The organism is Staphylococcus coagulans (assembly GCF_022557135.1).
In the GTDB taxonomy this organism is placed as follows: domain Bacteria; phylum Bacillota; class Bacilli; order Staphylococcales; family Staphylococcaceae; genus Staphylococcus; species Staphylococcus coagulans.
Genome location: NZ_CP092966.1, coordinates 2,382,677 through 2,409,666 on the forward strand (window position 1 = coordinate 2,382,677; position 26,990 = coordinate 2,409,666).

Annotated in this window: 20 protein-coding genes, 1 tRNA gene and 1 other RNA gene; 8 read left to right on the forward strand and 14 right to left on the reverse strand. The window is 38.1% G+C overall.

What is annotated here, in order from left to right:
* Window positions 1-572: 572 nt before the first annotated feature.
* From recR to gltB, 8 genes are all read right to left on the reverse strand, one after another.
* Window positions 573-1,169 carry a recombination mediator RecR gene (gene recR, locus KM149_RS11485; RefSeq protein ID WP_016425596.1) on the reverse strand — a complete coding sequence of 199 codons (597 nt, stop codon included), beginning with the start codon at window positions 1,167-1,169 and terminating at the stop codon, window positions 573-575.
* 1 nt (window position 1,170) lies between these two features.
* On the reverse strand, window positions 1,171-1,491 hold the full coding sequence (locus KM149_RS11490; protein WP_016425597.1) for a YbaB/EbfC family nucleoid-associated protein: 321 nt from the start codon (window positions 1,489-1,491) through the stop codon (window positions 1,171-1,173).
* A gap of 213 nt (window positions 1,492-1,704) precedes the next feature.
* On the reverse strand, window positions 1,705-3,393 hold the full coding sequence (dnaX, locus tag KM149_RS11495; protein WP_165546090.1) for a DNA polymerase III subunit gamma/tau: 1,689 nt from the start codon (window positions 3,391-3,393) through the stop codon (window positions 1,705-1,707).
* Between the two features lie 66 nt (window positions 3,394-3,459).
* Window positions 3,460-3,993 carry a GNAT family N-acetyltransferase gene (locus KM149_RS11500; RefSeq protein WP_060830399.1) on the reverse strand — a complete coding sequence of 178 codons (534 nt, stop codon included), beginning with the start codon at window positions 3,991-3,993 and terminating at the stop codon, window positions 3,460-3,462.
* 101 nt (window positions 3,994-4,094) lie between these two features.
* Window positions 4,095-4,364, reverse strand: an RNA gene (ffs, locus tag KM149_RS11505) — signal recognition particle sRNA large type.
* Window positions 4,365-4,790: 426 nt separating this feature from the next.
* A tRNA-Ser gene (locus KM149_RS11510) sits at window positions 4,791-4,883 on the reverse strand.
* Window positions 4,884-4,939: 56 nt separating this feature from the next.
* Window positions 4,940-6,415 carry a glutamate synthase subunit beta gene (locus KM149_RS11515; RefSeq protein WP_241415410.1) on the reverse strand — a complete coding sequence of 492 codons (1,476 nt, stop codon included), beginning with the start codon at window positions 6,413-6,415 and terminating at the stop codon, window positions 4,940-4,942.
* A gap of 12 nt (window positions 6,416-6,427) precedes the next feature.
* Window positions 6,428-10,930: a glutamate synthase large subunit gene (gltB, locus tag KM149_RS11520; protein WP_241415411.1), complete on the reverse strand. Its 4,503-nt coding sequence runs from the start codon at window positions 10,928-10,930 to the stop codon at window positions 6,428-6,430.
* Window positions 10,931-11,051: 121 nt separating this feature from the next.
* Here gltB and gltC point away from each other — a divergent pair, with 121 nt between their 5' ends.
* The 4 genes from gltC (at window position 11,052) to KM149_RS11540 (ending at window position 16,287) form a co-directional block, all read left to right on the forward strand.
* Window positions 11,052-11,930, forward strand: coding sequence for a glutamate biosynthesis transcriptional regulator GltC (gene gltC, locus KM149_RS11525; RefSeq protein WP_241415412.1), 879 nt, complete (start codon window positions 11,052-11,054; stop codon window positions 11,928-11,930).
* 11 nt (window positions 11,931-11,941) lie between these two features.
* Window positions 11,942-13,048 (forward strand): YibE/F family protein, encoded by a 1,107-nt coding sequence (locus tag KM149_RS11530; RefSeq protein WP_165545915.1) that lies wholly within the window; start codon window positions 11,942-11,944, stop codon window positions 13,046-13,048.
* Complete coding sequence (locus KM149_RS11535) at window positions 13,045-13,800, forward strand: YibE/F family protein (protein ID WP_241415413.1); 756 nt, start codon at window positions 13,045-13,047, stop codon at window positions 13,798-13,800. The genes KM149_RS11530 and KM149_RS11535 overlap by 4 nt, the downstream gene beginning before the upstream one ends.
* A 219-nt stretch (window positions 13,801-14,019) precedes the next feature.
* Entirely contained in the window at window positions 14,020-16,287 is a 2,268-nt protein-coding gene (locus KM149_RS11540; RefSeq protein ID WP_165545916.1) for an ATP-binding cassette domain-containing protein, read from the forward strand.
* A 122-nt stretch (window positions 16,288-16,409) separates the two neighbouring features.
* Here KM149_RS11540 and isaB read toward each other — a convergent pair whose 3' ends face one another.
* Window positions 16,410-16,928 (reverse strand): immunodominant staphylococcal antigen IsaB family protein, encoded by a 519-nt coding sequence (gene isaB / locus KM149_RS11545; protein ID WP_050331823.1) that lies wholly within the window; start codon window positions 16,926-16,928, stop codon window positions 16,410-16,412.
* A 492-nt stretch (window positions 16,929-17,420) separates the two neighbouring features.
* On the opposite strand from isaB, the gene KM149_RS11550 reads away from it, so the two are divergent.
* Complete coding sequence (locus KM149_RS11550) at window positions 17,421-17,696, forward strand: hypothetical protein (RefSeq protein WP_016425611.1); 276 nt, start codon at window positions 17,421-17,423, stop codon at window positions 17,694-17,696.
* Between the two features lie 90 nt (window positions 17,697-17,786).
* On the opposite strand, the gene KM149_RS11555 is transcribed toward KM149_RS11550, so the two are convergent.
* The gene (locus KM149_RS11555; protein WP_165545918.1) at window positions 17,787-18,383 is read right to left on the reverse strand and encodes a TetR/AcrR family transcriptional regulator; all 597 of its coding nucleotides are present in this window, start codon (window positions 18,381-18,383) and stop codon (window positions 17,787-17,789) included.
* Window positions 18,384-18,532: 149 nt separating this feature from the next.
* Here KM149_RS11555 and KM149_RS11560 point away from each other — a divergent pair, with 149 nt between their 5' ends.
* The gene (locus KM149_RS11560; protein ID WP_241415414.1) at window positions 18,533-19,810 is read left to right on the forward strand and encodes a YhgE/Pip domain-containing protein; all 1,278 of its coding nucleotides are present in this window, start codon (window positions 18,533-18,535) and stop codon (window positions 19,808-19,810) included.
* Window positions 19,811-20,097: 287 nt separating this feature from the next.
* Here KM149_RS11560 and KM149_RS11565 read toward each other — a convergent pair whose 3' ends face one another.
* The 3 genes from KM149_RS11565 to KM149_RS11575 all read right to left on the reverse strand — a co-directional run bounded on the left by KM149_RS11565 (window position 20,098) and on the right by KM149_RS11575 (window position 23,579).
* On the reverse strand, window positions 20,098-21,279 hold the full coding sequence (locus KM149_RS11565; protein ID WP_182280651.1) for a LysM peptidoglycan-binding domain-containing protein: 1,182 nt from the start codon (window positions 21,277-21,279) through the stop codon (window positions 20,098-20,100).
* A 259-nt stretch (window positions 21,280-21,538) separates the two neighbouring features.
* Window positions 21,539-22,681 carry a bifunctional cystathionine gamma-lyase/homocysteine desulfhydrase gene (locus tag KM149_RS11570; RefSeq protein ID WP_182280653.1) on the reverse strand — a complete coding sequence of 381 codons (1,143 nt, stop codon included), beginning with the start codon at window positions 22,679-22,681 and terminating at the stop codon, window positions 21,539-21,541.
* Window positions 22,674-23,579, reverse strand: a complete 906-nt coding sequence (locus tag KM149_RS11575; RefSeq protein WP_182280655.1) for a PLP-dependent cysteine synthase family protein — start codon at window positions 23,577-23,579, stop codon at window positions 22,674-22,676. The genes KM149_RS11570 and KM149_RS11575 overlap by 8 nt, the downstream gene beginning before the upstream one ends.
* A 177-nt stretch (window positions 23,580-23,756) precedes the next feature.
* On the opposite strand from KM149_RS11575, the gene KM149_RS11580 reads away from it, so the two are divergent.
* Together KM149_RS11580 and KM149_RS11585 are read left to right on the forward strand one after the other, a co-directional pair.
* Window positions 23,757-24,179 carry a GNAT family N-acetyltransferase gene (locus KM149_RS11580; protein ID WP_241415415.1) on the forward strand — a complete coding sequence of 141 codons (423 nt, stop codon included), beginning with the start codon at window positions 23,757-23,759 and terminating at the stop codon, window positions 24,177-24,179.
* 13 nt (window positions 24,180-24,192) lie between these two features.
* A complete protein-coding gene (locus KM149_RS11585) occupies window positions 24,193-25,518 on the forward strand; it encodes a carboxylesterase family protein (protein ID WP_182280656.1) in 1,326 nt (441 codons plus the stop codon).
* Window positions 25,519-25,653: 135 nt separating this feature from the next.
* On the opposite strand, the gene KM149_RS11590 is transcribed toward KM149_RS11585, so the two are convergent.
* Window positions 25,654-26,982, reverse strand: coding sequence for a sodium-dependent transporter (locus tag KM149_RS11590; RefSeq protein WP_214972006.1), 1,329 nt, complete (start codon window positions 26,980-26,982; stop codon window positions 25,654-25,656).
* Between the last annotated feature and the right edge of the window lie 8 nt (window positions 26,983-26,990).

Consider the following 26,990-nt stretch of genomic DNA (forward strand, 5'->3'; position numbering starts at 1 on the left):
TAAAAGAAGTAAGCTTGATATAGCTCGTTGATTGATTAAGTCAATCACTCTTTAAAGTACGTTGAAGTACTCAAATTATCGGAATTAACGTTGACATATTGTCATTCAGTTTTCAATGTTCATGTCATTTATTTTTTGACTCGACAAGAATTAATTATACACAAGTTGATTTCTAATGTCAACAACTTTTTTAATTAATTTTTTCGTTTTGTTGTTGCGACTTATTGTGCCGCTCAACAAGATATAACTATACAGGCTTTCAACCCTTTTAACAACAATAAAAATTACACTCTTTAATGCTTTTCGTTATTTTAAACGCATTATTCTCATTTTATTTTATTGTTCTATACAAAACGCTACGCAATCTACACTAAAAAATAAAGACAACAGGGTAGGAGACGACATCATATCTCAATATACAAAAGAAAAGCATTAGCAAATCATTGGATGAAACCTGTACTTCAATGCCATCTTTTCTAATGTACATATCATTCTCTTGATACGAGACGATACAACTAGGTTGCTCTCTCCCCCCTGTTATCTTCATTCATTATATGATCATTTGTTTCTTACTACATTTCTGTACGCCCAGAGATAGCTCTAGATAGCGTCACTTCATCTGCATATTCCAAATCGCCACCGACAGATAGCCCCTGCGCTAATCGTGTGACACGAATGCCTAGTGGCTTAACCAGTCTAGAAATATACATCGCTGTTGATTCACCTTCAAGATTAGGGTTCATTGCAAGAATCAACTCTTGAACTTGTTCATCTTTGAGACGATCAATAAGGCTTGGTATATTGATATCTTCAGGACCAATACCATCCATAGGAGAAATTGTGCCATGCAATACATGATACAAACCTTTATATTCTTTCATTTTCTCCATTGCAATCACATCTTTATCATCTTCGACTACGCATATTGTTGAACGATCGCGTTGTTTATCTTCACAAATATAACAAGGATCTTGTTCGGTAATATGGCCACAAACACTACAATAGGTAAGTTCTCGTTTGACATCCACTAAAGCTTTTGCGAATTGAACAACATCATCTTCTTTCATGTCAAGCACGTGAAAAGCCAGACGTTGAGCCGTCTTGGGACCAATGCCTGGCAATTTCATGAAACTATCGATGAGTTTCGATATCGGTTGAGGATAATGCATATTACATCATTCCTGGGATGTTAAGACCTTTAGTATGTTTTCCTAAACGCTCAGCTGTTAATTCATCCGCTTTGTTCATTGCTTCATTTGTTGCAGCTAATACTAAGTCTTGTAACATTTCTACATCTTCTGGATCTACGACTTCTTCATTGATAACAACATCAACGACTTCTTTATGACCAGATACGACAACTTTAACCATGCCGCCACCAGCTGTTCCTTCAACTTGCTCTTCTTTTAATTTTTCTTGCTCTTCAGCCATTTTCTTTTGCATTTTTTGCATTTGTTTCATCATTTGTTGCATATTTCCGCCACCGCGCATAAATGTATCCTCCTTATTATTAAAACCATCATCAATTAAATAATCTTATCAAAGACGAGATGGTCCATCTATATTCATTTTATTAAAACAACAGAATAATCAATACTCTATCGTTTTACAGTATATACATATTCACGTAATGATACGCGTCCAAGAGTGAGTTCTTCTTAGATTCGTTTACAATTATACATACCTTTCAAAGCCTTGTCATGTTTATTCATCTATAACATGGACTGTGTCTTCTCCGAACAAGTTCTTGGCCGCTTCAACAACACTTGCTTGTTTTTCCGGCTTTGCAGACTCCTGTTGGCCATTCGAATGACTTCGTTTACGATTAGTAATGTAATCACTCCGCACTTGCATCCATTTATCAGCAGGTACACCTACCACAGATACAGGCTTGTTTATAATATCTTTTACGACATTTTCAATACTTTGTTTCTTTTCTTCGTCTTTTTTCAAAATTTCACAGTGTATTTCTTCATCGAACTTTACTAAAACTTTATCTTCGCTAGCTGCTACAGGTTCCGAATTTTGTAACAAACTGACGAGTGATTTCTGATTACGATCTTTCGCATATTGAATAACATCAGCCCAACGCTCTTTAATTAAAGCAATGTCTTCTTTGTTTGCTTTATCTAGAACTTTAGCAATTTGTTCCACCGAATAGGTCGAACTTGAATTACGACGCTTTGTGGGCTGTGGCTTAGGTTGTGATGTCGGCATACCAATATTTTGAGATTTTAACGTTTGTAATTCAGATTCTAGTGCTTCCATCCGTCTTATCATCGCATCTTGCTGCTCTGTTGGCGCATGGTTAACAACGACTTCTCCTGTTGCTCCAGCCTCTTTAATCATTTCGGAAAGTTTAACTAACAATACTTCTAAATGTACATTTTGATTCACGCTAAATCGAATTGACACTAATGTATCATTAATGACATCAATCATTTTATATAAAACTTCTAAGTCAAATCCAGCCAAGGCATCTAACGTCATCGACTGATTTGTTGTTTTAGCCATAATCGTGTCTCTTACAAAATAAATCATGTCATTGATTAAACGATTAACCTCTTTACCTTCACTAACAAATTGATGATAACGTTCAAACGCATCATGAACATGACCTTGTACAACATCTTGAAAGAGTGCATTTAGATCGGACTCATCTAGACTCCCTGTAACATCCAAAGCATCCTTCAAAGTTAATCGCTCATCACCGAAAGCAATCGCTTGATCCATAATACTTAAAGCATCTCTCATACCGCCTTCTGATACTTTAGCGATAAACTCAAGAGCTTCCCCATCGTAATCGAGCGCCTGTTGTTCGGCAACGTATCTCAAACGGTCTACAATTCGATCTGAATGAATGGCTTTAAAATCAAAACGTTGCGCCCTCGAAATAATTGTAGGTGGAATTTTATGCGGTTCTGTTGTAGCCAAAATAAAGATTGCATGTGCAGGAGGCTCTTCCAATGTTTTCAACAGTGCATTGAACGCGCCTGTTGTCAGCATATGGACCTCGTCAATAATGTACACTTTATATTTTGATTCACTCGGTGCATATTTGACTTTGTCTCGAATATTACGGATTTCATCTACGCCATTATTACTCGCGGCATCAATTTCGATGACATCTGAATTAGAACCTTGTGTGATGCCTTTGCATGTCGCACATTCATTACAGGGTTCTCCATCTTCTCTCACTTCACAATTGATGGCTTTAGCAAAAATTTTTGCAATACTCGTTTTTCCTGTACCACGCGGACCACTAAAGATATAAGCGTGGGATTGTTTCCCTTTTGCAATTGCATTTTTTAAGGTTTTGGTCACATGTTCTTGCCCGACTACATCATCAAAACTTTGCGGACGAAACATACGGTATAATGCTTGATAATCCACTTTGGCACCTCCGAACTAACAATGACTTCATTATATCATGTTCAATCTCGTTTGTATGGCGCAAAGTTACTTCAAAAATTCTGATGGATAGATCACTGTTCCATTGGGTAAATCTGCTAAAGCATCCCACAAAAATTTCACATGTAGCTCAGTTTCACCCATTTGAGGCGGCAAATAGATATCATAATTTCCAGCAACTTCATAGCCTAATTTTTCATAGTAAGTCCCATCGCCTAAAACGAGAATCGTTGTATATTCTTCAGAAAGTGCACGTTCTTCCAAAGCTTGAACGAGGGCTTTCCCCAATCCTTTATTACGATATGCCTTTACAACTGCGAGCGGTGCGAGTGCAAGCGCAGTATAGGTCTTGTCTTCGTTTTGAATTTTGACCTCTGTACACATCGCATGTCCAATCAATGTGCCATCTTCTGTTTTGGCGATAACTTCCAACTCAAAATGATAGTTGGGTGACATACGTAAACGTTTCACCCATTCATGCTCACGATGCGTTGAATGCGGTACATCCTTAAAAGCTTCAGCAATCATTTCATAAGAGGGTTCATAGTCAGTTTCTGTTGGTGTACTAATAAATACGGACATCCGTTAACCTCCTTACATTATTCATATATAAAAAAAGAGCAACTCTTCAAAAGTTACTCACACATCTATTAATCGAAAATACAATTTTAAAAATAATAATGCCGTGCACCTTTGTGTAGAATACGCATCACAAACGTTACCAGAGTCGACAGCTAAATCTCGGCTACCCTACGGCACATATGAGAATCCACTTAATGCTGCTTCCGTCAGGACCTGACATGGTTCATGGGTTCATATTGCATAGGACCGAAATCTTCAAACACCTCGTGCTCTGGGCAGACTTCACAAATACATATCCGCGACAAAGGAATTCGACCTCGCATAAAGCGGATTTCGAGAATAGGGAACCGCTACCTCCCCGCTTAGCACGGCATATTTAATAATACTATACCTTTTAATAAAAATGCAAGCAGAGTATCTAGATTCATGTATCAAAATTGATTCATATATATTGATGCATTGTTACATGGGTGTTTGCCTTCTAAAAAACAACAGGCTTAAAAATATGTTTCACGTGACACGTTGTCTCTGCTCACTCATCAGTTGATGATTTAAAAACTTTTTACATATATTTAAAATCGTATTTGCTCCAGCAGTTTTAAAAGCCCATGCTATACAAGTTGTATATCTTTATAACGCAATCAAAGCGCAACCGCGCGTCATCCAAAAGATAATGGAAAATCTCTACTCATAAGCGCACCAATGATACGCCTCATTTTTAAATACAAAAAAGCCAAACATTCAACCGCATTGAGTGTTTGGCTTTTATATCTATTAGTCTTGGATTTTACTTATAATGGCGGAGGAAGAGGGATTCGAACCCCCGCGAGCCGTTAAGCCCCTGTCGGTTTTCAAGACCGATCCCTTCAGCCAGACTTGGGTATTCCTCCGTGTAACGAGCACATAAATATATTATTATAGCTCGTTCACATTGTCAACAAGAATTTTACAAAAATGATACAAAACTTTTTTCATTAATATCATTAATATATTGATGGACTGAAGCAGCCACTTCACGCCCTTCTTTGATTGCCCAAACGACTAAACTTTGACCTCTTCGTGCATCACCAGCTGCAAAGTATTTCGCTTGATTTGTCTGATAATCCTTAGTATCAGCCACTATTTTTTGTCGTTCTACTTTCAAATTTAAGGCATGTGCAAGCCGAGGTTCTACACCTTCAAAACCAATCGCAAGTAACACAAGATTCGCAGGGATAAAAATTTCTCGATCATCACCTACGATTGTACCGTCAGCTCTATCTTGTTGGACTTGCGCGTATATACCGCGCACATTTCCGTTTCCATCCAAATCAAAGCGCATCGTTTGAATACCATATGCACGGGGTTCTTGACCATATTTTGCTTCATACTCTTGGTGCGCATAATCTTTTTTCAATACAGGTTGCTCTAATGGCCAACTGTAATTCATTTCAAAACGTTCTGGTTTTCGAGCTTTACGGTTAAATTGAACAATAGATTCACAGCCATCTCGTAATGCAGTTGCGACACAGTCGGCACCTGTGTCTCCATCACCGATGACGACTACCTTTTTCCCTTTTGCTGTAATCGTTTGTGTATCCAACTCGCCTAATAAAAGTTGTGTTTGTTCAGTTAAATAGTCCATTGCGAAGTGAATACCTTGTTCCATACGTCCTTCTAGTGGTAAGTCACGTGCTTTTTCAGCACCTGTACAAACAACAATGGCATCATATTGTTGATCCAATTCACTTTTAGTAATGTCTTTTCCAACTTCCACATTACATTTAAATGTGATACCCGCTTCTTCTAACAAACGAACGCGTCGAAATACGACCTTTTTATCTAGTTTCATATTAGGGATACCATAAGTCAGCAAGCCGCCGGGTCTCGCATTTTTTTCATAAACGACTACGGTATATCCTAATGCGTTGAGCTCTTCAGCGGCAGCTAACCCAGCCGGGCCGCTTCCGATGATCGCAATTTTTTCATCTCGTCGTTGTTCTGGTTGACGTGCTTTGACCCATCCTTGCTCAAACGCTTCATCAATGATTGTTCTTTCAATACCTTTAATAGCGACAGATTCGCGATTAATCTTCATTACACATGATGCTTCACAAGGTGCAGGGCAAACGTACCCTGTAAAGTCAGGAAAATTATTTGTTTCTGATAAACGCGCATAAGCATTTTTAAAGTCACCGCGGTATGTGAGATCATTCCACTCAGGTACATAGTTCCCGAGTGGACAACCAACAGTTTCACGTCCTACGAGTTCACCGACCTGACAGAATGGCGTACCACAATCCATGCAACGCGCCCCTTGCTGTTGTGCCTCTCCTTTTGTAAAACGTGATTGATATGCTTCATAGTTTTCAATACGTGTTGTTAAAGGAACTTCCGCGAGCTTTTGTTTGTGATATTTCATAAAACCTTTAAATTCACCCATAGTTAGCCTCCTTTAGTACACTGGAATACGTTCTTCTTGCGTAGTTTCTTCTATAGATCCATTATCATTGAAAGCAGCTAATAGCGCTTCATCCTGTGAAGTCGTCCGTTGCTGATGATAGTGAATTTTTTGCACCATTTTCTTATAATCTTTAGGAATTACTTTTACACATGCTTTTAATTTCGCATCAAAATCAGATAAAATGGCAGCCGCTTTTTGACTGTCTGTATATTTCAAGTGACGTTGAATCATCGCTTTTAGCATTTCTTTCTCTTCCTCATCCACAACTTCATCAAAATCAAGTGAATCCAATTGATTTTGTGCTTTGAAAGTAGCAACATCTGATGGGAAAATGTAACTCACGCCACCACTCATACCTTGACCAAAGTTTTTACCCACATCACCTAAAATGACCACACGGCCTCCTGTCATATATTCAAGACCATGGTCTCCTACACCTTCGACGACAACGTGGACACCACTATTACGAATGCAAAAACGTTCGCCCGCGCGACCATTAATATAAGCTTCTCCTTGCGTCGCACCGTAAAAACAAACGTTACCTACAATAATTTCATTTTCACGTGCAACATTCGGTGCATCGATGACAATCTTACCACCTGATAGCCCTTTACCTACATAGTCATTTGCATCTCCAGTATGTTGAAGTGTCAAACCTTTCGGCATCCATGCCCCTAAACTTTGACCACCATGTCCTGTCGTTTTTGCAACAATGGCATCCTCTGGCAAACCTTTCAAACCGTAATTCCGCGTAATTTCACTACCTGTGATCACGCCCACATTACGTTGTTCATTTACAATTTCAAATTGTCCGACAAAGTGTGTTCCTGCTTCAATATATGGTTTTGCGGCTGGCAACAACTGGTTCAAGTCAAAACCATGTTCTAATCCATGCTGTTGTTCAATCACTTTTGTACGTGTACCTTCATTTTGATGAAGTAAAGTTTCTAATTTCATCTCTCTTGCTTTAGGATGATGATAAGCGACAGAAGAACGTTTGAGTAAGTCTGTACGTCCAACCAGTTCATCCACTGTTCGAACACCTAATTCAGCCATGATTTCTCTTAATTCTTCGGCCACAAACCGCATATAATTAACCACATATTGCGCTTTACCAGTATAAAGCTTACGTAAATCACCATTTTGTGTCGCAATACCTACTGGGCAAGTATCTTTGTGACATACACGCATCATGATGCATCCTAGGACGACCAATGGCGCTGTCGCAAATCCAAACTCTTCAGCACCAAGCATACAAGCATAGGCGACATCTCGTCCTGTTAATAACTTTCCATCTGTTTCTAAACGGACACGTGATCGTAAATCATTCAACATGAGGGTTTGATGTGTTTCAGCAAGACCTAGCTCCCACGGCAATCCCGCGTGTTGAATACTCGTTTTCGGCGAAGCACCTGTTCCGCCATCAAAACCACTGATGACAATTTTATCAGCAAATGCTTTTGCCACACCGGCCGCAATTGTTCCGACCCCAGATTTAGAAACCAATTTAACTGTAATATCCGCATCACGATTAACATTTTTCAAATCATGAATTAACTGTGCAAGATCTTCTATAGAATAGATATCATGATGAGGGGGTGGTGATATCAAACCGATTCCCGGTGTCGAACCTCGAACTTCTGCAATCCACGGATAAACTTTACTGCCTGGTAGCTGGCCCCCTTCCCCTGGTTTAGCACCTTGCGCAACTTTAATTTGAATCTCTTTCGCATGTTGTAAATAATGGCTCGTCACCCCAAAACGGCCTGAGGCAACCTGTTTAATCGCACTTTTGTAATCGCGGCCATCTTCTCTCTCTTCGTAACGTGAGCGTGCTTCTCCTCCTTCACCACTATTACTTTTTCCGCCCAATTGATTCATGGCTTCTGCAAGCGTTTGGTGGGCTTCTTGAGAGATAGAACCATAACTCATTGCACCTGTTTTAAAGCGTTTAACAATTTCGTCGACCGCTTCCACCTGTTCAATATCAATTGATTGTTGCGCTTTAAATGTGAATAAATCACGAATGTGACTACTTGTTTGTTCATTCGCCACTTTAGAAAAAGCTTTAAATTGTGCATAGTCATTCTCGCGACAAGCATGTTGTAACAATCGTATTGTTGTCGGATTAAATGTATGATGTTGTCCTTGTTGGCGCCATTGGAAAGTGCTTCCTGGGTCAAGCGTTTGACCTTCCACCGTTTGACGCGCTTTATTTTCTGCATCTAAAGTTTCAATTGAAATACCTGATAATTTCGAAGTTGTCCCCGTAAAATATCGATCAACCAGTCTCTCAGATAACCCTACTGCCTCGAATATTTGTGCCCCTTGGTAACTTTGTACCGTTGAGATTCCCATTTTAGCCATCACTTTAATCAGACCTTCAGACAGTACCGCATTATAACGTGCTACATTTTCAGCAACAGTGCCCTCAAGACGTCCTTGGGTCGTTAAATCAGCAACCGTATGTTGTGCTAAATAAGGCACTACTGCATTCGCACCATATCCAACTAAACAAGCGAGGTGATGTACCTCACGCGTTTCCCCAGAACTCACCACTAAGCTGGTCTGCATTCGTAAGTTTTCACGAATGAGGCGTTGATGTATAGCACTTAAAGCCAATAAGGCAGGCATTGCAAAAGTATCACTTTGACGAACATCACTGTCATCTAATACAATTACTGTCGCCCCGCGTCTTACTTCTTGAACCACATGATCCCCTAACGCTTCTAATGCCGTCTCTAGACCCTCTGTATATCCGGTAGAAAGATAGGATGTTTTTAGTGTTTTAGCAACTTCATCCAATTGCGCATGTGTTAACACAGGATGCTTTAACTGAACGCGTTGTAACGCCTCTGGACTAGGATTCAACAAGTTTCCTTCTCCACCTAAATAACTGAGCTCACTTGTAACAATTTTTTCTCTATAAGCATCTATCGGCGGATTTGTCACTTGCGCAAATAACTGTTTGAAGTAATTGAAGAGTGACTCGGGCCGATGATTTAACACGGCTAAAGGGGCATCGTAACCCATCGCGCCGATAGGATCTTTACCACCTGACACTAATTCCGTTAAATATTTATCTAGTTCTTCTTTTGTATAGCCATATCGCTTTTGCATCGCGAAAGCTTCGTCTGTTGATAATTTATCGTCTTGATAAGGAATTGTTTCCAAATTAAGGTTAAGTTGGTGTGTTTCAAGCCATTCTTGGTACGGATATTGTTGTGCGATTGTTGTTTTCAGTTCATAGTTTTCAATCACTTTATGTTGATTAAAATCGACTAAAAGTAATTTTCCTGGGTTCAACTGTCCTTTAAATGCTACGTCTGCTTCATCTACATCAACGACACCGACTTCCGAAGAAAATACAATTTCGTTCTGCTTTGTAATCGTATAGCGACCCGGACGCAAACCATTTCTATCTGTAAGTGCCCCTAGCTTGTCGCCATCGCAAAACGAAATCATAGTTGGACCATCCCAAGGTTCCATTAAATAGCTATAAAATTCATAAAAGGCCCGAACTTTCGGATCATTGCTTTTGTTATATAGCCAAGGTTCCGGAATGAGTAGCATGGCTGCTTGCTCAGGTGGCATCGCTAAACTTAAAAATTCAAGCGCATTATCAACAATTGCCGAGTCGCTTCCTGTTTCATCAAGTATCTCTTCCACTTTCTCATGTTCTTCGCCAAAAATAGTCTCGATTAAACGACGTTGACGTGCACGCATCCAATTCACATTTCCTCTAATTGTATTGATTTCACCATTATGCATAAGCAAGCGATTCGGATGGGCGCGTTCCCAACTTGGAAAAGTATTCGTACTGAAACGGGAATGTACTGAACCAAACTTGGATACATAGTCTTGTTGTTGTAAATCGATATAAAGACGTTTAATTTGATCTGAACGTAACCATCCTTTATAAACGATTGTTCGACGGGATAAGCTTGTAAAATAAAGGCCCAATCCCTGTTCATGACTATATTTTTCAATCTGTTTGCGAGAAAGATATAAGGCACGCTCGAAATTTTGAGCCTTCTGGTTTGAGACAAAGATTTGCTGAATGGCTGGCATCGTATCCGCTACGCGTGTAGCCAAGCATGTTATATCAACAGGCACTTCACGATAGCCCAACACTTGCAACCCTTCGCTTTCAAATATGGATGCAAGTGCTGACGCGTGTGGAGTGTCAGAAATCAAGTCTCGTGAAAACATCATTCCAACAGCATAGGCGCCCTCTTTAGGAAGTGAAAATGATGTCACTTGGTTAAAATATTGATATGGAATCTCAGTCATAATGCCCGCGCCATCCCCAGTAATACCATCTGCGCTAATTCCTCCACGATGATCTAAGCGGCGTAACATTTCTAAAGATTTTTCAACAATAGCATGTGAACGTTCATTATTCATGTTGGCATAAAACCCAATACCACATGCATCGTGCTCTTCGCGACTGTCATAGAGTCCAATTTTTGTATAGTTAGAATTATTAGACATTTCTGACACCTCTCTTTAATAGTATTCTAACTATAGCGGAATCCTATTCATCACATCAATATATACTTGAGATGAAATCTATCTCATTTTGAGATAATATAAAAATGAAGGGGGAATATTTATGGAGCTTAAACAGTTGAAATACTTTGTAGAAGTGGCTAAGCGTGAACATATTTCAGAAGCGGCACTCGAACTCAATGTTGCACAATCAGCAATTAGCCGACATATGCACAACCTAGAAGTCGAGTTAGGAACTTCGCTTTTTTATCGTAGTGGCCGCAACATTTTCTTAACGACTGAGGGGAAACAATTATTAAAACATGCGCAATCGATACTTGAGCAAGTGGATCACACATTATCTCAATTTCAAACACAAGTTCAACAAAAGCAAAGCGTTTTTACAATTGGCTATGTCAATGGTTCAATTGGCCAAATTTTACCACAAGTGTTACAAACCATCGAAACAGAACTGGCTTTATCACTTGTACCTACCTTATTAGATGAAGAAACAACTTTACCCTCCTTGCAATCACAAGATATCGACTTAGCCCTGACAACAGCAACCTTTCATGATAATACACTAGAAAGCCTTCCCCTTTTTGAAGAAACATACGTGCTTTATGGGGGTACAAACGCTCCTATCATGAACGTTCCTAATCCACCGCTCAGCTATATACTCAAACAATCTTTGTACATACACGAGCCTTTGCCTACTGACCTAAAATTATATTTAACAACACATGCTGAGACACCCGTACATATCATTAATAATCCGCAATTTGCACGATTTATTTTACAAAATCAAAAAGGCTTTGTACTTGCACCTGCTTTCATCAACTTATATAGTCAAAATCAACAGTGGAAAAAAATTTCATTGTCACATACAGATATCAAAAAAACATTTCACCTTGTATATCGACGAGATTTACAAAAACCATTATTAAATGAGGTCATTAAAATTATAATGACCCATACACAACAACGTTCGATTTATCACTAAGGAGACTTATTATGAAACAAAAACGTCATTTATGGAATTACTTTATCGCGATTTGTATTATTCTCGCGTTATTGGCAATTCTCTTCACTCGAGTGAACACCTCTTTTTATCGGATACCGATTGGAGAAGTCGTTCATGTCGACCAACATCACAGCGAAAAATCTGTTGATGATCAACATAATCGAGACACTAAATATCATGATGTCCTGAAAATTAAAGTTTTAAATACATCTAAAAAGGATCAAATTGTACACGTCGATCACCTATATAACGCTTCTCAAACCGAAGCACAGGCTTACCAAGTGGGCGATAAAGTACTACTCCATATAGATAAAGCAGGTAAAGATAACTTTATTATCGAAAAGAAACGCGATACTGTAATTGTCACAATTGTAAGCTTCTTTCTCATTGCACTAATCATTGTGGGGCACCGCATTGGCTTGCAATCGATTATTTCATTATTGATTAATTCTGTTGCGATTTTACTAGCCATTAGCCTGTATCACGCAAATACGAATCTCAATTTGTTTCTATTGATGTCCGGAGCTATAGTTATAGCAACCACCTTAACGCTTTGGCTCGTCATCGGTTGGTCTATGCGTACCGTTGTCACCATTCTTAGTACATTGTTAGGCACCTTTATTTGTATATTTATCGCATGGTCTGTTATTTCACTCACAAATAGCCAAGGGATTAAATATGAAACCATGAGCTTTTTGACAATTCAACCTAAAACAGTCTTTTTAACCTCTGTTATGGTAGGGACTTTAGGCGCAGTTATGGACGTGGCTATTACAATATCTAGTGGTATGTATGAAGTGCTACAACGGGCGCCTCATATTTCAACTGAGCGTTGGGTTTTGGCCGGCCGTAATATCGGACAGGATATCATGGGAACAATGACAAATATTTTATTATTTTCTTATCTCGCAGGTAGCCTCCCAATGCTCTTACTTTATTTAAAAAATGGGAATACCCTCACCTATAGTATTTCTATGAACTGGTCTTTAGAAGTTTCACGTGCCATTACAGGCGGTATAGGTATCGTCTTAACAATTCCATTAACAATCCTACTCATGCAAGTATGGTTGAAATGGTTAGGAGGCAAGCATCAATGAACGCAATTGTGATATTAAGTTTAATTTTACTCATACTGATGCTCGTTTTTGGAGGCCGCAGTGGCATCGTTTCGTTTTTAACACTGTTTTTAAATTTTATTGTACTTTTCATTGCGATATTATTTATCGTATTTCGCGCGCCAATTTATTTAGTCACGTTTGTCTTTTGTATCATCATCGCTGTGATTAATCTTTTTCTACTTAACAAGTTCAATATAAAGACACTTGCAGCGTTCATTTCTAGTATCGTGACGACTTTATTAATGATTGCTGCGATTTATCTCTCCGTTCACTGGGGCCATTTACAAGGTTTTACGCAAGAAGAGCAAGACGAAACCTATGTCTTTTCATTGAATATTGGGATTGATATGGAGCAGTTTATGATTTTTACAGTCATTCTCGCCGTCATTGCTGCAGTGATTGACTTAGCCATTACCATCAGCTCGCCTGTTTTTGAGTTACACGAAGCGAACCCTTCATTGACAAGGCGTGAACTCTTCCAATCAGGCATGCGTGTAGGACGTGAAATATTAGCCACTTCAGCGAATACGATTTATCTCGCATTACTCGGTGGCTCAATGACAATCGTCTTTTGGTTTTTCAATTTACACTATAGTTTCGGTCATCTGATTAATGCGAAATTATTTGCACAAGAACTAGTAACTATCGTATTAGGCGGTATTGCCATAGCCGTTTGTATTCCAATCACTTCTATTATTACTGCATGGTTAGTGAAGCAATATCACCACTAAATCATCCTTATACAATTTCAAAAGCGTAAAGCAACAGGTTCGAGGCTGGGACATCATTCCCGGTCTCGCCTTTTCTTGTTTGAGTATATATTGAGTTAAACCTTCTCCCTCTAAAAAAGCGCGTTTAGAATGCTACTTATGCCCAGGTTCATGCCTTTTAACCGCTCAATTATTAATCGAAGCGCGTTTCGGGTAAAACTTATGACGAGGTGAAAAATAATGACAACGATTCATATCCACGGTGCACGACAAAACAACCTAAAAGATATTCACGTCAACATACCTAAACATCAGTTGACGGTTGTCACAGGAAGATCTGGTTCTGGTAAGTCGTCACTCGTTTTTAATACAATAGCAGCAGAATCCGAACGCTTATTAAACGAAACTTATTCAAGTTATATCCAACATCAACTCACACAATATGAAAAACCAGCCGTCGATCAAATTGAAAACTTACCTGTCGCAATGGTTATTAACCAGAAAAGGCTCGGCGGCAATTCTCGCTCCACAGTGGGTACAATATCAGATATTTACGCTTCTGTACGCTTATTATGGTCCCGTATCGGTGAACCTTTTGTCGGATATTCTGATATTTTTTCTTTCAATCACCCAAACGGAATGTGTGAAACATGCCAAGGACTTGGCTATGTTGAAGATATTGATTTGAACGAATTGATTGATTTCAATCGTTCTTTAAATGAAGGTGCAATACGTTTTCCTTCTTTTAAGCCAGACAGTTGGCGAGGAAAGCGTTATCGCTATTCTGGATTGTTTGATAATGATAAAAAATTAAAAGATTATACACCTGAAGAGTTTGATACATTTCTATATACAGAACCAACACGTTTGAAAAATCCCCCTCCAGAATGGCCTAAAACTGCAAAATTTGAAGGATTAATTCATCGTTTTCGTCGTTCGTTTTTAATCAATGATAATTTTGAGAAAAAACGCTTTCTAAAAGATGTCCAGCGCGTCGTTCATCAACATACATGTCCTGATTGTCACGGCCAACGCCTCAATCCAAAAGTGCTCAGTTGTAAAATCAACGGCTTAAGTATTGCAGACTTTACTGCATTAACGATAGATGAAGCGCTCGCTTTTTTAGAACAGCTTCAAAGTGACAAAGCCGCCTACATTATTGCACCATTAAAAAATCAGCTTCAGGCCTTACATGACATTGGTCTCAATTATTTAACCTTGAACCGTGAAACGCCTACATTATCTGGCGGTGAATCACAACGTATTAAACTGATTCGTCACCTGAATACACCGTTGACAGATTTAGTTTATATTATCGATGAGCCCAGTGTTGGATTACATCCTGCAGATATTGAAAAAATCAATGAAATCATGCTGAATATACGTGACAAAGGCAATACAGTGATTATTGTCGAACACGATCCTGATGTCATTAAAATTGCGGATCATATTATCGATATCGGTCCGGGGGCAGGTAAAAACGGTGGACAAGTTACTTTTGAAGGGACCTATGAGCAACTCAAAAAATCAAACACAGATACAGGACGTGCATTGACGCGCACACATCAACTTAAGCCTGCAGTCGCTCATTACCAAGATTGGTTTCATCTCAATCATATCAGTCATAATAATTTACAAGATGTGTCTGTCTCTATCCCTCAAAACGCACAGACTGTTATTACCGGTGTGGCAGGTTCAGGAAAAAGCTCCTTAATTAAAAGTGGCTTTGTACAAAACCCGAATGCAATTTTCATCAATCAAAAAGGGGTTCACGCATCTAGCCGCTCCAATTTATTAACGTATATGGGCGTATTTGATGAAGTTCGTACCTTTTTCAGCCAAAACACAGGTTTGAAAAAGGCGATGTTTAGTTATAATTCTGATGGCGCTTGTCCAAATTGCAACGGTAAAGGGGTACTCAAAACAGAACTTGCCTTTATGCCGTCATTTTCTCAAACATGCGAAGTATGTCACGGTACGCGCTACCGTCCAGAGGTATTAGAAGCAAAAGTCGAGGGGTATTCTATTGCAGATGTATTAGCACTTACTGTCGAAGAAGCCATCTCACTTTTCAAAGATGAGACAACCATTTCAAAATCCTTGATTGCACTCCAAAAAACAGGACTAAGCTATATGACTTTAGGACAATCATTAGACACACTATCTGGCGGTGAAATCCAGCGATTAAAACTGAGTCGCTATATGACCGAACATGTTTCAGGAAAAATTTTTATTTTTGATGAGCCTACAACAGGCTTACATGAAGATGATATTCCTATTTTACAACAACGATTTGAACAACTTGTTCAAGATGGAAACACTGTGATTTTAATCGAACATAATTTAACAATGATGACCCAAGCAGATTGGTTAATTGATATTGGCCCGGGCGCTGGTACACAAGGCGGTCAGATTTTATTTAGTGGCCCGCCTCAACAATTGATTGAAACGACACATTCCGCAACAGCACAACATCTTGCCGACTATATCCATCGTCAGTCGTTTTAAAGCTTCATCTAATTTACGAGCATACGTATTATTTTCTAACATAAAAATATGGGTATGAGACTACGAAATCAAACTGATTTCTGGCTCACACCCATGTTTTTTTATAACATTATTATAAATAATTAGGCCATGCTACCTTTTGCTTTAATCACGATAGAATTACCTGGGTAAAACGCAACTTGTGTTGTTTTAGCATCAAAAATTTCTCCAGATTTTACATGATCGCGAATCGCTTTATCACTATGTTCTACTTTATCGACAAGTAATGTCAGATTAACTAATTTATTATGGTCATCAATGCCGATAATGACATCATTTTTTTCGTAATATGTGATGCCTTTTTTCGCATAATATTTTTTCAAGTCTTTTCCAAGTGCTTTTTCCACATCAGCACGTGTGGATTGACCTACTTTTAAACCTTCATATTTAAAGTTATCTGCTTTTAGTGCTTGATAAAAGTTTTTATCTTCTAAAGCATTGTTAGACTTATAATTAAATACACCTTTGTAAGTGTAGTATGGGGCTTTTTGCGCTGTTGCCGCATGCGCATCCGTAGGCAGTTGTGCTCCTACTGATGTTGCACCTAATAGTGTCCCCACAGATAAACTTGTTGCAATGACTACTTTTGTCATTTGATTCATTTTGTATCACTCCTCTATATTTCTCGACACAATCCAAACTGAATAAGGTGACTCAATCATTCTCATATTAATCAAGTTCAAAAATTTACTCAATTTGCCTACAATTCAATCATTGATATATTAAATTGTTTCTTGATTAAATGATAACAAATTCATGTCATACTTTCACTTACAACAGTTTACGCTATGCAATATCCCTTTTCATCAGCCCTGAGTTGGGTATTTTAACCATTTTAGTATATTAAATGATTATTGGAACACGAAAAATGATATCGCCCACACCCATTTTAAGTTTCCGAAAAGTCGTTTAACTCACACTATATAAAAGATACTAAAGGCGGATCGATTGATAAAGCGTAGCCCTCTACCTTTTGCTTAAAAATGGCGATAATTGGCAGTGTGTAGAGGTTATAAGCGTACAATGTATATATAAAGTTACCAAAAATGGTATACTATGTAGCATAATTCAATATAGATGGGGGTTATTATTCTATGGCAAAAAAACCTAAAAAAACGTTAAGTCTCTTATCAGGCGCATTGTCTGGCGCGAGCATCATTGTCGATGCTTACAACACTTATATCTATCGTTCAAAAAACAAAAAATTGAGCTATATTTCTATTGGCATCGGTGTAGCAGATGTACTGCTTGATTTTTACTTGTCATTCGGTGCCAAAAGCAAAGCTGGAAAAGCATGGTCTATGTTTTCAATAGGACGCCAAGTCTATAGCTCTGTGCAAAAACTTAAAGAAATTCAAGCGCGTTCATAATTTGTGAGAATGAGGCAGCTGACTTGGATTGGGCACAACTTGTGACTAACAACTGCGCAATCCAAATGTCGTCTGTCTCATGTTTTAGTTTTAATGATAAGCTTTATAAATAATCCGCCATGGCCCTTGATACATCAATTTATAAATATTTTCGACTTGTTCATCAATTGTACTCCGTGCCTCATCCATCACCCAAGCGCGCATTAACGACCACATACTCCCCAAAACAAAAGCATGGAAATATCGAAATGGAATCCCTGCTATCTCCTTGTCATTAGGTAAGAAACTTTTCAAATTAAGCGCAATCATTTCTCCAATCTTCTGTTCAATTTCATAATTGCGTCCCATGGTTAATAAAACACGATACCGATCAAGATCATCGTGCATGATTGTTAAAACTGCTCGTGGTATCTCTTTGAACACGATTGCTGCTTCCTCATCATTCTCAACTGCTTTAAGACGCACTATTTTCTCATTGAAATTGATTTGCATCTGCTCAATCATTTCTTGTTCAATTTGATCGAGTAAATCATACTTATCTAAAAAATGTTGATAAAATGTAGCACGATTGATATCTGCAACATCTGCAATTTGATTCACGGTAATTTTATCTAACTTTTCCGTTTTCAAAAGTGTAATCATCGCATTTTTTATTGCCGCTTTCGTTTTACGAACTCTTCTATCCATCAAAATAATCTCCTTTACACAACAATTTCATACTATATGTTGGTTAATCAGCAATTTGCCATCAATTGAACATTGTATCTATTTTAATATCTATTATAATAACATCACGAACAATAAACAACACAATGTTGCATAAAGGAGGTCATTTTATGAGTAATCGTAAATTATGGATTGTACCGCTCATTACGGTAACCATTTTATTAATTTTAGCTACTGCATTTTATCCTGCATATAACCCAAAACCTAACAACGTTCCTATGGCGATTGTTAATTTAGATAAAGGGACACACATACAAGATAAAGAAATCAATATTGGTAAAAAATTAACAGAAAAATTGAAAGACAACAAAAATGAAGAAATTCAATGGCATGAAGTCAAAGATGCCAAAAAAGCGCAAGATGAAGTACGCAAAGGCACTTACGCTGGCGCAATTATTTTAGAAGATCATTTTTCAGAACATGCTTTAAGCCCTGCTCAAACAACCATCATGAAATCTAAACAAAAAGAACTCCAACAACAAGTTGAAGAAGGTAAAATACCTCCTCAACAAATTCAAAAAATAAAAGCGCAAATGGAGAAAAAAGGACAAAAAGCTCCTTCAAAAATAGAACAAGCCCAAATCAGTACTTACATTGATGAAGGGGGTCAAGGTCAACTTGCAAACGTAACAAAACAAGTCTTGAAACAAATGAGCACGAATATTAATCAACAAGTCAGTCGTCAAAACGTTCAAGCACTTGCTCAAAGTAACGTCGATATCTCAGCTAAACAATTCGAACAGTTTTCTAACCCTGTCAACGTTGATCAGCATACATTCCATCCAATTGCATCACATCAAGCTAACGGTAATGCAGCTATGGTACTCTTTATGCCTGTATGGCTTGCATCAATGATTACAGCTGTCGTTTTATACTTTAATTTCAAAAACAGAAGTCAAATGTCATCTCGACATCGTCAAACTTTAACAGGTGCGTTGACTATAGGTATAGATCTCATCGCAAGTTTTGCTGGAAGCTTTGCATATGTCTATTTCCTAAGTTACGTTATGAATTTCAACTTTCAAAATCCATTCGTAACCGCAAGCTTTATTGGTTTAGCTATCTCTGGTTTCTCATTGCTTATATTAGGATTAATGGTTTGGATTGGTATACTTGCAGCACCTTTATTTTTAATACTGGTATTCTTTTCTATGCAAGCCATTTTATTACCTATTCATATGGTACCTAAATTTTATCAACAATATATTTTACCGTGGAATCCTTTCAAATTATACACAACAGAGATTAAAAATTTAGTTTACCTACACCAACCATTAGAATGGAATTCAACAATTATTGTATTAATCAGTTTTATCCTATTTGGCATTATCTCAGTGTTAATCAGTCACTACACTAAAAAACACATTCCTTATGTGAATACGATTTAAATTAAAATATTTAACATTTAAAGGATGCCCTCTAACACATCCAGATTGCTAGAGGGTATCCTTTTTATGACAATCACTTCACGTGGAACAAAAATACATTTAATTCATTGTCCCGAATAGCTGAAATCGTTCGGGATAATAAGTTAATTGACTGAAGTAAAATAAAGAGCCGGTTCTTTTGTATTAAAAATAGGACTGGTGATCCAATCAATCACCAGTCCTATTGAGTATAGAGCCAAAAAAGAGGATTTCACTCATCATACTGATGAATAAAATCCTTTTATATATTAATGGATATATTTAAAGTTCGCTACATTGTAACTTGGTACTGTACGATAAGTCAGCACACCTGGTCCAGCAGTAAAATTCATTTCAGAAACTAAAATACTACCATCTGGATTCACACGTTCAACGTATGAAACATGACCATAATAACCTAAATCTGATTGTAAAATTGAACCTACTGTTGGGGTGCGGTCAATTGTGTAACCGTCACGCGCTGCATTATCGTCCCATGCATTAGCATTCCACCAGTAAGTACTGATGCCTAAACCAGCTTCCTTACGTTTGTTGAATACATACCACGTACATTGACCCCAGTCATAGTAATTTTCATGATTAAAGATGGGTGTTTGGTATTGGCGGTTAGGTGCTGTTGTTGTACCTGTAGAAGCCGCCGAACCTGAAACCTTTAATTTCTGACCTGGGAAGATTAAAAATGAATTTAATCCATTTAACTGCATAATGTTTTGATACGTTGTGCCATATTTTGAAGCGATTAATGATAATGAATCGCCTGGCTGTACTGTATAATATGTTGTCGCACCATTTGCTGCGGGTCTTGAAGGTTTAGATGGTGTTGTATGGTTAGGTGTAGATGCTGTACCTTTAACTTTCAATTTTTGGCCTGGAAAAATTAAAAATGAATCCAAACCGTTTAAGTTCATGATATTTTGATAAGTAGTCCCATACTTTGAAGCAATAAGTGATAATGAATCGCCTGGTTGCACCGTATAATATGTAGTTGATCCAGAAGTTTTTGACGGTTTTTGACGACTTGGTGCAGAAACAGTTCCACTTACTTTCAGCTTTTGACCTGGATAAATCATAAAGCTATTTAACCCGTTCAATCGCATGATGTTTTGATATGTTGTTCCATAACGTGCAGCAATACTTGATAATGAGTCACCACTCACCACCGTATATGTTGATGAATTCCCCGAAGATGACACATGATTAGATCTACCTGCAGTACTTCCTGATACTTTTAATACTTGGTTCGGAAAGATTAAATTGGAACTCAAGTTATTATAAGATTTAAGTTGTGAAATCGTAATGTTGTATTTTGTTGCAATAGACCACAGCGAGTCACCTGCTTTAACACGGTATGTTGAAGCATTGGCATCCGCGGCTACCATTGCAGTAACAGCTGAAGTCCCTATCACTGCCGCAATGATTTTTTTATGCATTGATTTCCCTCCTTATTTAAGATAGTTATTATAAACACACCTATACATTGATAAAGTATACACCCAACACTATAAAAAATATATTTCCGTTATATGACATTATCATTACAAAAAAGAAGCCAAGGTAGAACATGACCTTAGCTTCCATAACCCCTTAAATATCAATTTATTGTATATGTCTTAAATATTCATGATTCGATTACCTATACGGTGAATACAGTCGCCTTTTAACAAACTGTATTTCAATCAAATGCCTACTTTACAGCTGATCTAATGCCTGTTTTAAATCTGCTACAATATCATTCGTATCTTCAATACCTAAAGATAATCTAACTAACCCATCAGCAATCCCCTCTTTAGCGCGCACATCTGCTGGTATAGATGCATGTGTCATAAGACTTGGTACAGAAATTAAACTTTCCACTGCACCTAAACTTTCCGCTAATGTGAAATATTGCGTTTGTTTAACCAAATATTTCGCCTTTTCTACATCAGACACTTCAAACGACACAATACCTGTCGTGCCGTCCGCTTGTGCTTGATGAATTTCATAATTTAAGTGTGTTGTTAGACTTGGATGATAAACAGCTTTAACATTCTGATGTTGATTCAGCATTTCTACGACAGCTAAGGCATTACGTTCAATTTGATCCATACGCAAACCTAAAGTTTTAATACCACGTACAAGAAGATAGCTGTCTTGTGGTCCAAGCACACCACCCGTAGAATTTTGAATAAAACCAATACGCTCTGCCAAGTCATCGTCATTAACTGCGACTAAACCTGCAACAACATCACTATGTCCCCCTAAATATTTAGTAGCTGAATGTACCACTATATCAGCGCCTAAAGTAAGTGGTGTTTGATAATAAGGTGTCATAAAGGTATTATCAACCACAGTCAATAATTGATACTGTTTTGCTAATTCGCTCACTGCTTGAATATCTGTCACTCTCAATAATGGGTTAGACGGTGTCTCAATAAAGAGCATTTTCGTTTGATCGTTAATTTTTGCTTCGATGTTTTTAACATCAGTTGTATTTACAAAATCAAATTCGATACCGTATCTTGTAAAGACTTTTGTCATGGCACGATATGTTCCTCCATAAACATCTGACCCGACAATAATATGATCGCCTTGATCTAAAAGCATTAAGACTGCACTGATAGCGGCCATACCTGAACCAAAGGCAAAACCATGTTGACCATGTTCTAAATCAGCAATCAACGACTCTAGAGCTGAACGCGTTGGATTTGCGGTACGTGAATATTCATAACCTTGTCTTAATGCGCCGATTGCATCTTGTTCGTAAGTACTTGTTTGATATATCGGTGTGGTTACTGCACCTGTATATAGATCTGTCGTATTTCCACCATGTACTAATAATGTTTTTTTATTCATTTAAATCTCCTCCATATTGAAATATTTTTTTCGACATATAACGGTCACTTCCATCCGGAAAAATGACGACAATCTTACCCTTTTGAATACGTTGCGCCACTTGAAGTGCGCCTTCTAACGCTGCACCCGACGAACTACCCGCTAATATCCCTTCATATTTGGCGAGTTGTTTCACATGCTCAAATGCCACTTCATCAGAAACCACTTCAACGGCATCAATCCATTCTTTTTTCAAAAATTGAGGCCATACCTCTACACCGATGCCCTCAGTATCGTGTCTTCCCTTTTCTTGTCCACTTAAAATAGATCCTTTTGGCTCAACAACAACGGATTTAACACCATAAGGTTGTAAAGATTCAGCGACACCAGAAAACGTGCCTCCTGAACCTGCCCCTGCCACAAAGTAATCCAAATTCGGTATCGCTTCAATAATTTCTACCGCAAGCGTTTCTCTGTAGGCGTCTGGATTATCTGATGTTTCGAATTGGTTTGTATAATACGCACCTGTACGCTTCGCAAAGTTTTCTGCTGCTTGGCGCGCACCTAACATCCCTTCCTCTTTCGGTGTACGATGAATACGTGCGCCTAATGCGCGCATAATATCAATTTTTTCCTCTGAAAACCCCTCTGGCGCAAAAATGACACATTGGATTTGATAATGGTTTGCGACGATTGCAAGTCCAATACCTGTATTACCTGCAGTGGCCTCAACAACCGTATCTCCAGATTGAATTCGTCCTTCTTCTATCGCATGTTCAATTAAATACTTTCCAAGTCGATCTTTTACACTGCCCCCTGGATTATACATCTCGAGTTTCGCATAAATTTGAACATCGTCATTACTATAATGTTCTAATTGCACAAGCGGTGTATGCCCAATTAAATCGAAATTCCTCAAAATTGCGCCTCCTCAATCCATTCACTAACTTAATTCTTAGTTATTCAATATGAATTATAGGTTAAATTATAATGAGATTCAATGTAAAGGCAATCAATTTTTATATTCATATTTTTCTGATAATTTAAATGAGGTTTTGCGTTATAATATATAATAAAGATAAAGGAGGCTAAAATTGTGGAAATCATCTCAAAAACAACGCTGACATCGGAAGACATTCAGCAACTTTATAAGCTATATCAAGATATTGGTTGGTTTGGCCATACGCCCGAAAATATTGGAGTCATTTACAATGCAAGCACACATATTTTTGTAGCTGTCCACCAACAAAAAATCGTTGGCTGTGCCCGTGCCCTTTCTGACGGTGTTTTCAATGCTGCTATATATGATGTGATTGTCCATCCACGCGATCAACGGCAAGGGATTGGTAAAAAGCTTTTACATCAACTTTGCGACACCTTTCGTTCAGTTTCCTGTATTCATCTCATTTCGACTATCGGGCATACTGATTTTTATGAATCTTGTGGGTTTAAATTATTAAAAACGGGCATGGGAATTTATCAAAAAGAAAATTTAGCTGAAACTTATTTGTACAAATGAAGGAGGGAGAGGAATGCGTATTGATACGAAATTAGGAACAATTTATGGCAAATCATATGCAGGTTTTGACGTTTTTAAAGGTATTCCTTACGCACAACCGCCAACAGGCGCTTTACGCTTTAAACATGCACAGCCCGTTACACATTACGAAAATGACCTCTATGCGACAGAATTTGGTCATACTCCGATACAACCCTTTAATTCACTTGAAGCTTTTTTCTCTCCTTTTCAAGAAACACCTCAACAAAGTGAAGATTGTCTCACATTAAATATTTGGCGTCCTCAATCTAAACGCGATCAACTTCTACCTGTCATTATTTTTATTTACGGTGGAAGCTTTGTGAATGGTCATAGTGCCCAAGATATATATCAACCCCAAGCGATTGTCCAACAAGAGGACGTCATCGTTGTCACATTCAATTACCGATTAGGTGCTTTAGGTTTTTTAGACTGGTCTGCAATTCATTCTGACTGGCAAGCAAACAATGGACTTTCTGATCAAATCTGTGCATTAAAGTGGGTCTATACGCATATTTCCAGCTTTGGTGGCGATCCGCAGCGTCTCACACTGATGGGACAATCCGCAGGCGCAATGAGTATTGAGGCACTGTTACGCATGCGAAGTGTCAGACCAATGATCCGACATGCGGTACTGTTAAGCGGCATATTACAACTCGATACGCCATACGCCGCACAACAAAAAGCGCAAATATTCAACACATCAAAGCATCGACACTTCCCCAATCAAACATGGCAAGCGTTAGATAGCGACGCTATTTTAACGTTGATGGATGCGCATCAGTCACATTATGGTCCTTCAAAAGGGCTAGAATTAATTTATCAACCTGTTGCGTCAAAGGAGATTGAACCCCATTATGACCTTGTCGATATACCTGTTTTATTAGGTATCACATCATCAGAAGGTGATATCTATATTAAAAATGAACAAAAAAAATTAGACCCTTTACAATTTCAAGCGATTTTGAATCGTGCTGGTTTACCAATACCGGACCTTCATGAGATGATGACAGCACAACAACAACGTCGACTTATCACAGATTTCTATTTTAAACAGCCGTTTCTCGACCTTTTTCACACACTTTCAAAAACAGCACCCACTTGGAAAGCTGAGTTTAATTGGTTTCGTCCTGATCACCCACGCTATGCTTCGGCTTATCATATCTTAGATTTAATTTTTTGGATGGGACGACTCGATATTTTAGAAGCAAATGGTTTAACCCTCACTTCACATGAAAAACAACTAAGCCACCGCATGATTCACGATTTATGCCATTTTGCAAAATATGGCGAACTGAGACAGCATCAATATTATATGTAAATTTCTTCTTGTCATTCATTTAAAAAGCGTGATTGCCTGCCTCTCATCATTGAGGCAAGTTCAACCACGCTTCTTTATATTGAACCTTATTAATCAGAAATGTGCTATAAGACAAAAATGTCGAAATTAATCTGTTCAAACGAATTGTAAAATAAATACTGCTAAAATAATACATGGCAATATCCATTTTACTAATATATACCATGGATAAAATAGTTTAAGACGGTAATCACCAAATGCCTCTCTTAATGTCTCTTTTTTAACCTTATGACCAATTGCTAATGTTGAAGCAAGTGCGCCAATAGGGAGCAAAATATTTGAAACAAGAAAATCCATATTATCAAAAAGTGTACCTGCACCAAATGTTAATCCGCTTAAGCTACTGAATGACAACATTGCCGGTATACTTATCATGACCACACCTGCACCTACAAGCGTCGTCATTTTGAGGCGTTTTCGATTATCATTGCGTGTCAAATTAGAGATATTTAACTCTAGCAATGAAATTGAAGAGGTCAGTGCTGCAAACAAAAAGAGGACAAGGAAAATAATATAAAATAACGTACCAAATTGAATTTTTTCAAAAACAAGGGGTAACACTTTGAATAATAAACCAGGACCCTCTTTAGGCTGATAGCCAAAAGCCTGTAATGCCGGAAATATAGCTAGCCCCGCTAAAATGGCGATAACAATATTCATAGCAACAATCGTAATTGCAGACCGCTTAATTGGCATTTCTTTAGGTGCGTAACTTGCATATGTCATCATACCCGTCGTACCTAATGATAGTGCGAAAAAGGATTGGCCTAACGCAAATAAAATAGAATCCATCGTTATATCTGTCACGCGTGGTTCAAATAAAAAGCGCACCCCTTCCATAGCACCTTTTAAAGAAAGCGATTGGGCAACAATGACAATTAAAAAGACAAACAGCAGCGGCATCATCACTTTAGATGCCTTTTCTAAACCTTTTTCAACGCCTAGCATCACGATTAAACAAGTCAGTCCTATAAATATAAGCTGTCCTATCAATGTATAAGCAGGTTGGCTAATGATTGATTCAAAACGTATATCGCTCAAATGCGCGGGGCCAAGATGGATCCATTGAAGTCCTACGATTCCAATATAGACTACAATCCAACCCCCAATTACACTGTAAAAACCGAACAACAAAAATACTGTTAGATTGCCAATCCAACCGATACTATTAAGCCATTTTTGGCCCGTTAACTTTCCAAATAATCGTGTTGTATAGGTTCTACCTAATTTACCCACCGCAAATTCCATAATCAGAAAAGGGAGACCTATTAAAATAGTGAATAAAACAAACATGAATAAAAAAGCGCCGCCGCCATACATCCCTGCCATATATGGAAACTTCCACAATGCGCCTAAACCAATTGCGGAGCCTGCACTCGCTAAAATAAATCCCGTCGACGATTTCCACTGTGACTTTTGTGACAATACCTTTC

Bases quoted from the DNA above. Each gene is read 5' to 3' on its own strand.
- recR (WP_016425596.1), bottom strand. From the start codon at position 1,169: ATGCATTATCCTCAACCGATATCGAAACTCATCGATAGTTTCATGAAA.
- KM149_RS11490 (WP_016425597.1), bottom strand. From the start codon at position 1,491: ATGCGCGGTGGCGGAAATATGCAACAAATGATGAAACAAATGCAAAAA.
- KM149_RS11500 (WP_060830399.1), bottom strand. From the start codon at position 3,993: ATGTCCGTATTTATTAGTACACCAACAGAAACTGACTATGAACCCTCT.
- KM149_RS11515 (WP_241415410.1), bottom strand. From the start codon at position 6,415: ATGGGTGAATTTAAAGGTTTTATGAAATATCACAAACAAAAGCTCGCG.
- gltB (WP_241415411.1), bottom strand. From the start codon at position 10,930: ATGTCTAATAATTCTAACTATACAAAAATTGGACTCTATGACAGTCGC.
- gltC (WP_241415412.1), top strand. From the start codon at position 11,052: ATGGAGCTTAAACAGTTGAAATACTTTGTAGAAGTGGCTAAGCGTGAA.
- KM149_RS11530 (WP_165545915.1), top strand. From the start codon at position 11,942: ATGAAACAAAAACGTCATTTATGGAATTACTTTATCGCGATTTGTATT.
- KM149_RS11535 (WP_241415413.1), top strand. From the start codon at position 13,045: ATGAACGCAATTGTGATATTAAGTTTAATTTTACTCATACTGATGCTC.
- KM149_RS11540 (WP_165545916.1), top strand. From the start codon at position 14,020: ATGACAACGATTCATATCCACGGTGCACGACAAAACAACCTAAAAGAT.
- isaB (WP_050331823.1), bottom strand. From the start codon at position 16,928: ATGAATCAAATGACAAAAGTAGTCATTGCAACAAGTTTATCTGTGGGG.
- KM149_RS11550 (WP_016425611.1), top strand. From the start codon at position 17,421: ATGGCAAAAAAACCTAAAAAAACGTTAAGTCTCTTATCAGGCGCATTG.
- KM149_RS11555 (WP_165545918.1), bottom strand. From the start codon at position 18,383: ATGGATAGAAGAGTTCGTAAAACGAAAGCGGCAATAAAAAATGCGATG.
- KM149_RS11560 (WP_241415414.1), top strand. From the start codon at position 18,533: ATGAGTAATCGTAAATTATGGATTGTACCGCTCATTACGGTAACCATT.
- KM149_RS11565 (WP_182280651.1), bottom strand. From the start codon at position 21,279: ATGCATAAAAAAATCATTGCGGCAGTGATAGGGACTTCAGCTGTTACT.
- KM149_RS11570 (WP_182280653.1), bottom strand. From the start codon at position 22,681: ATGAATAAAAAAACATTATTAGTACATGGTGGAAATACGACAGATCTA.
- KM149_RS11585 (WP_182280656.1), top strand. From the start codon at position 24,193: ATGCGTATTGATACGAAATTAGGAACAATTTATGGCAAATCATATGCA.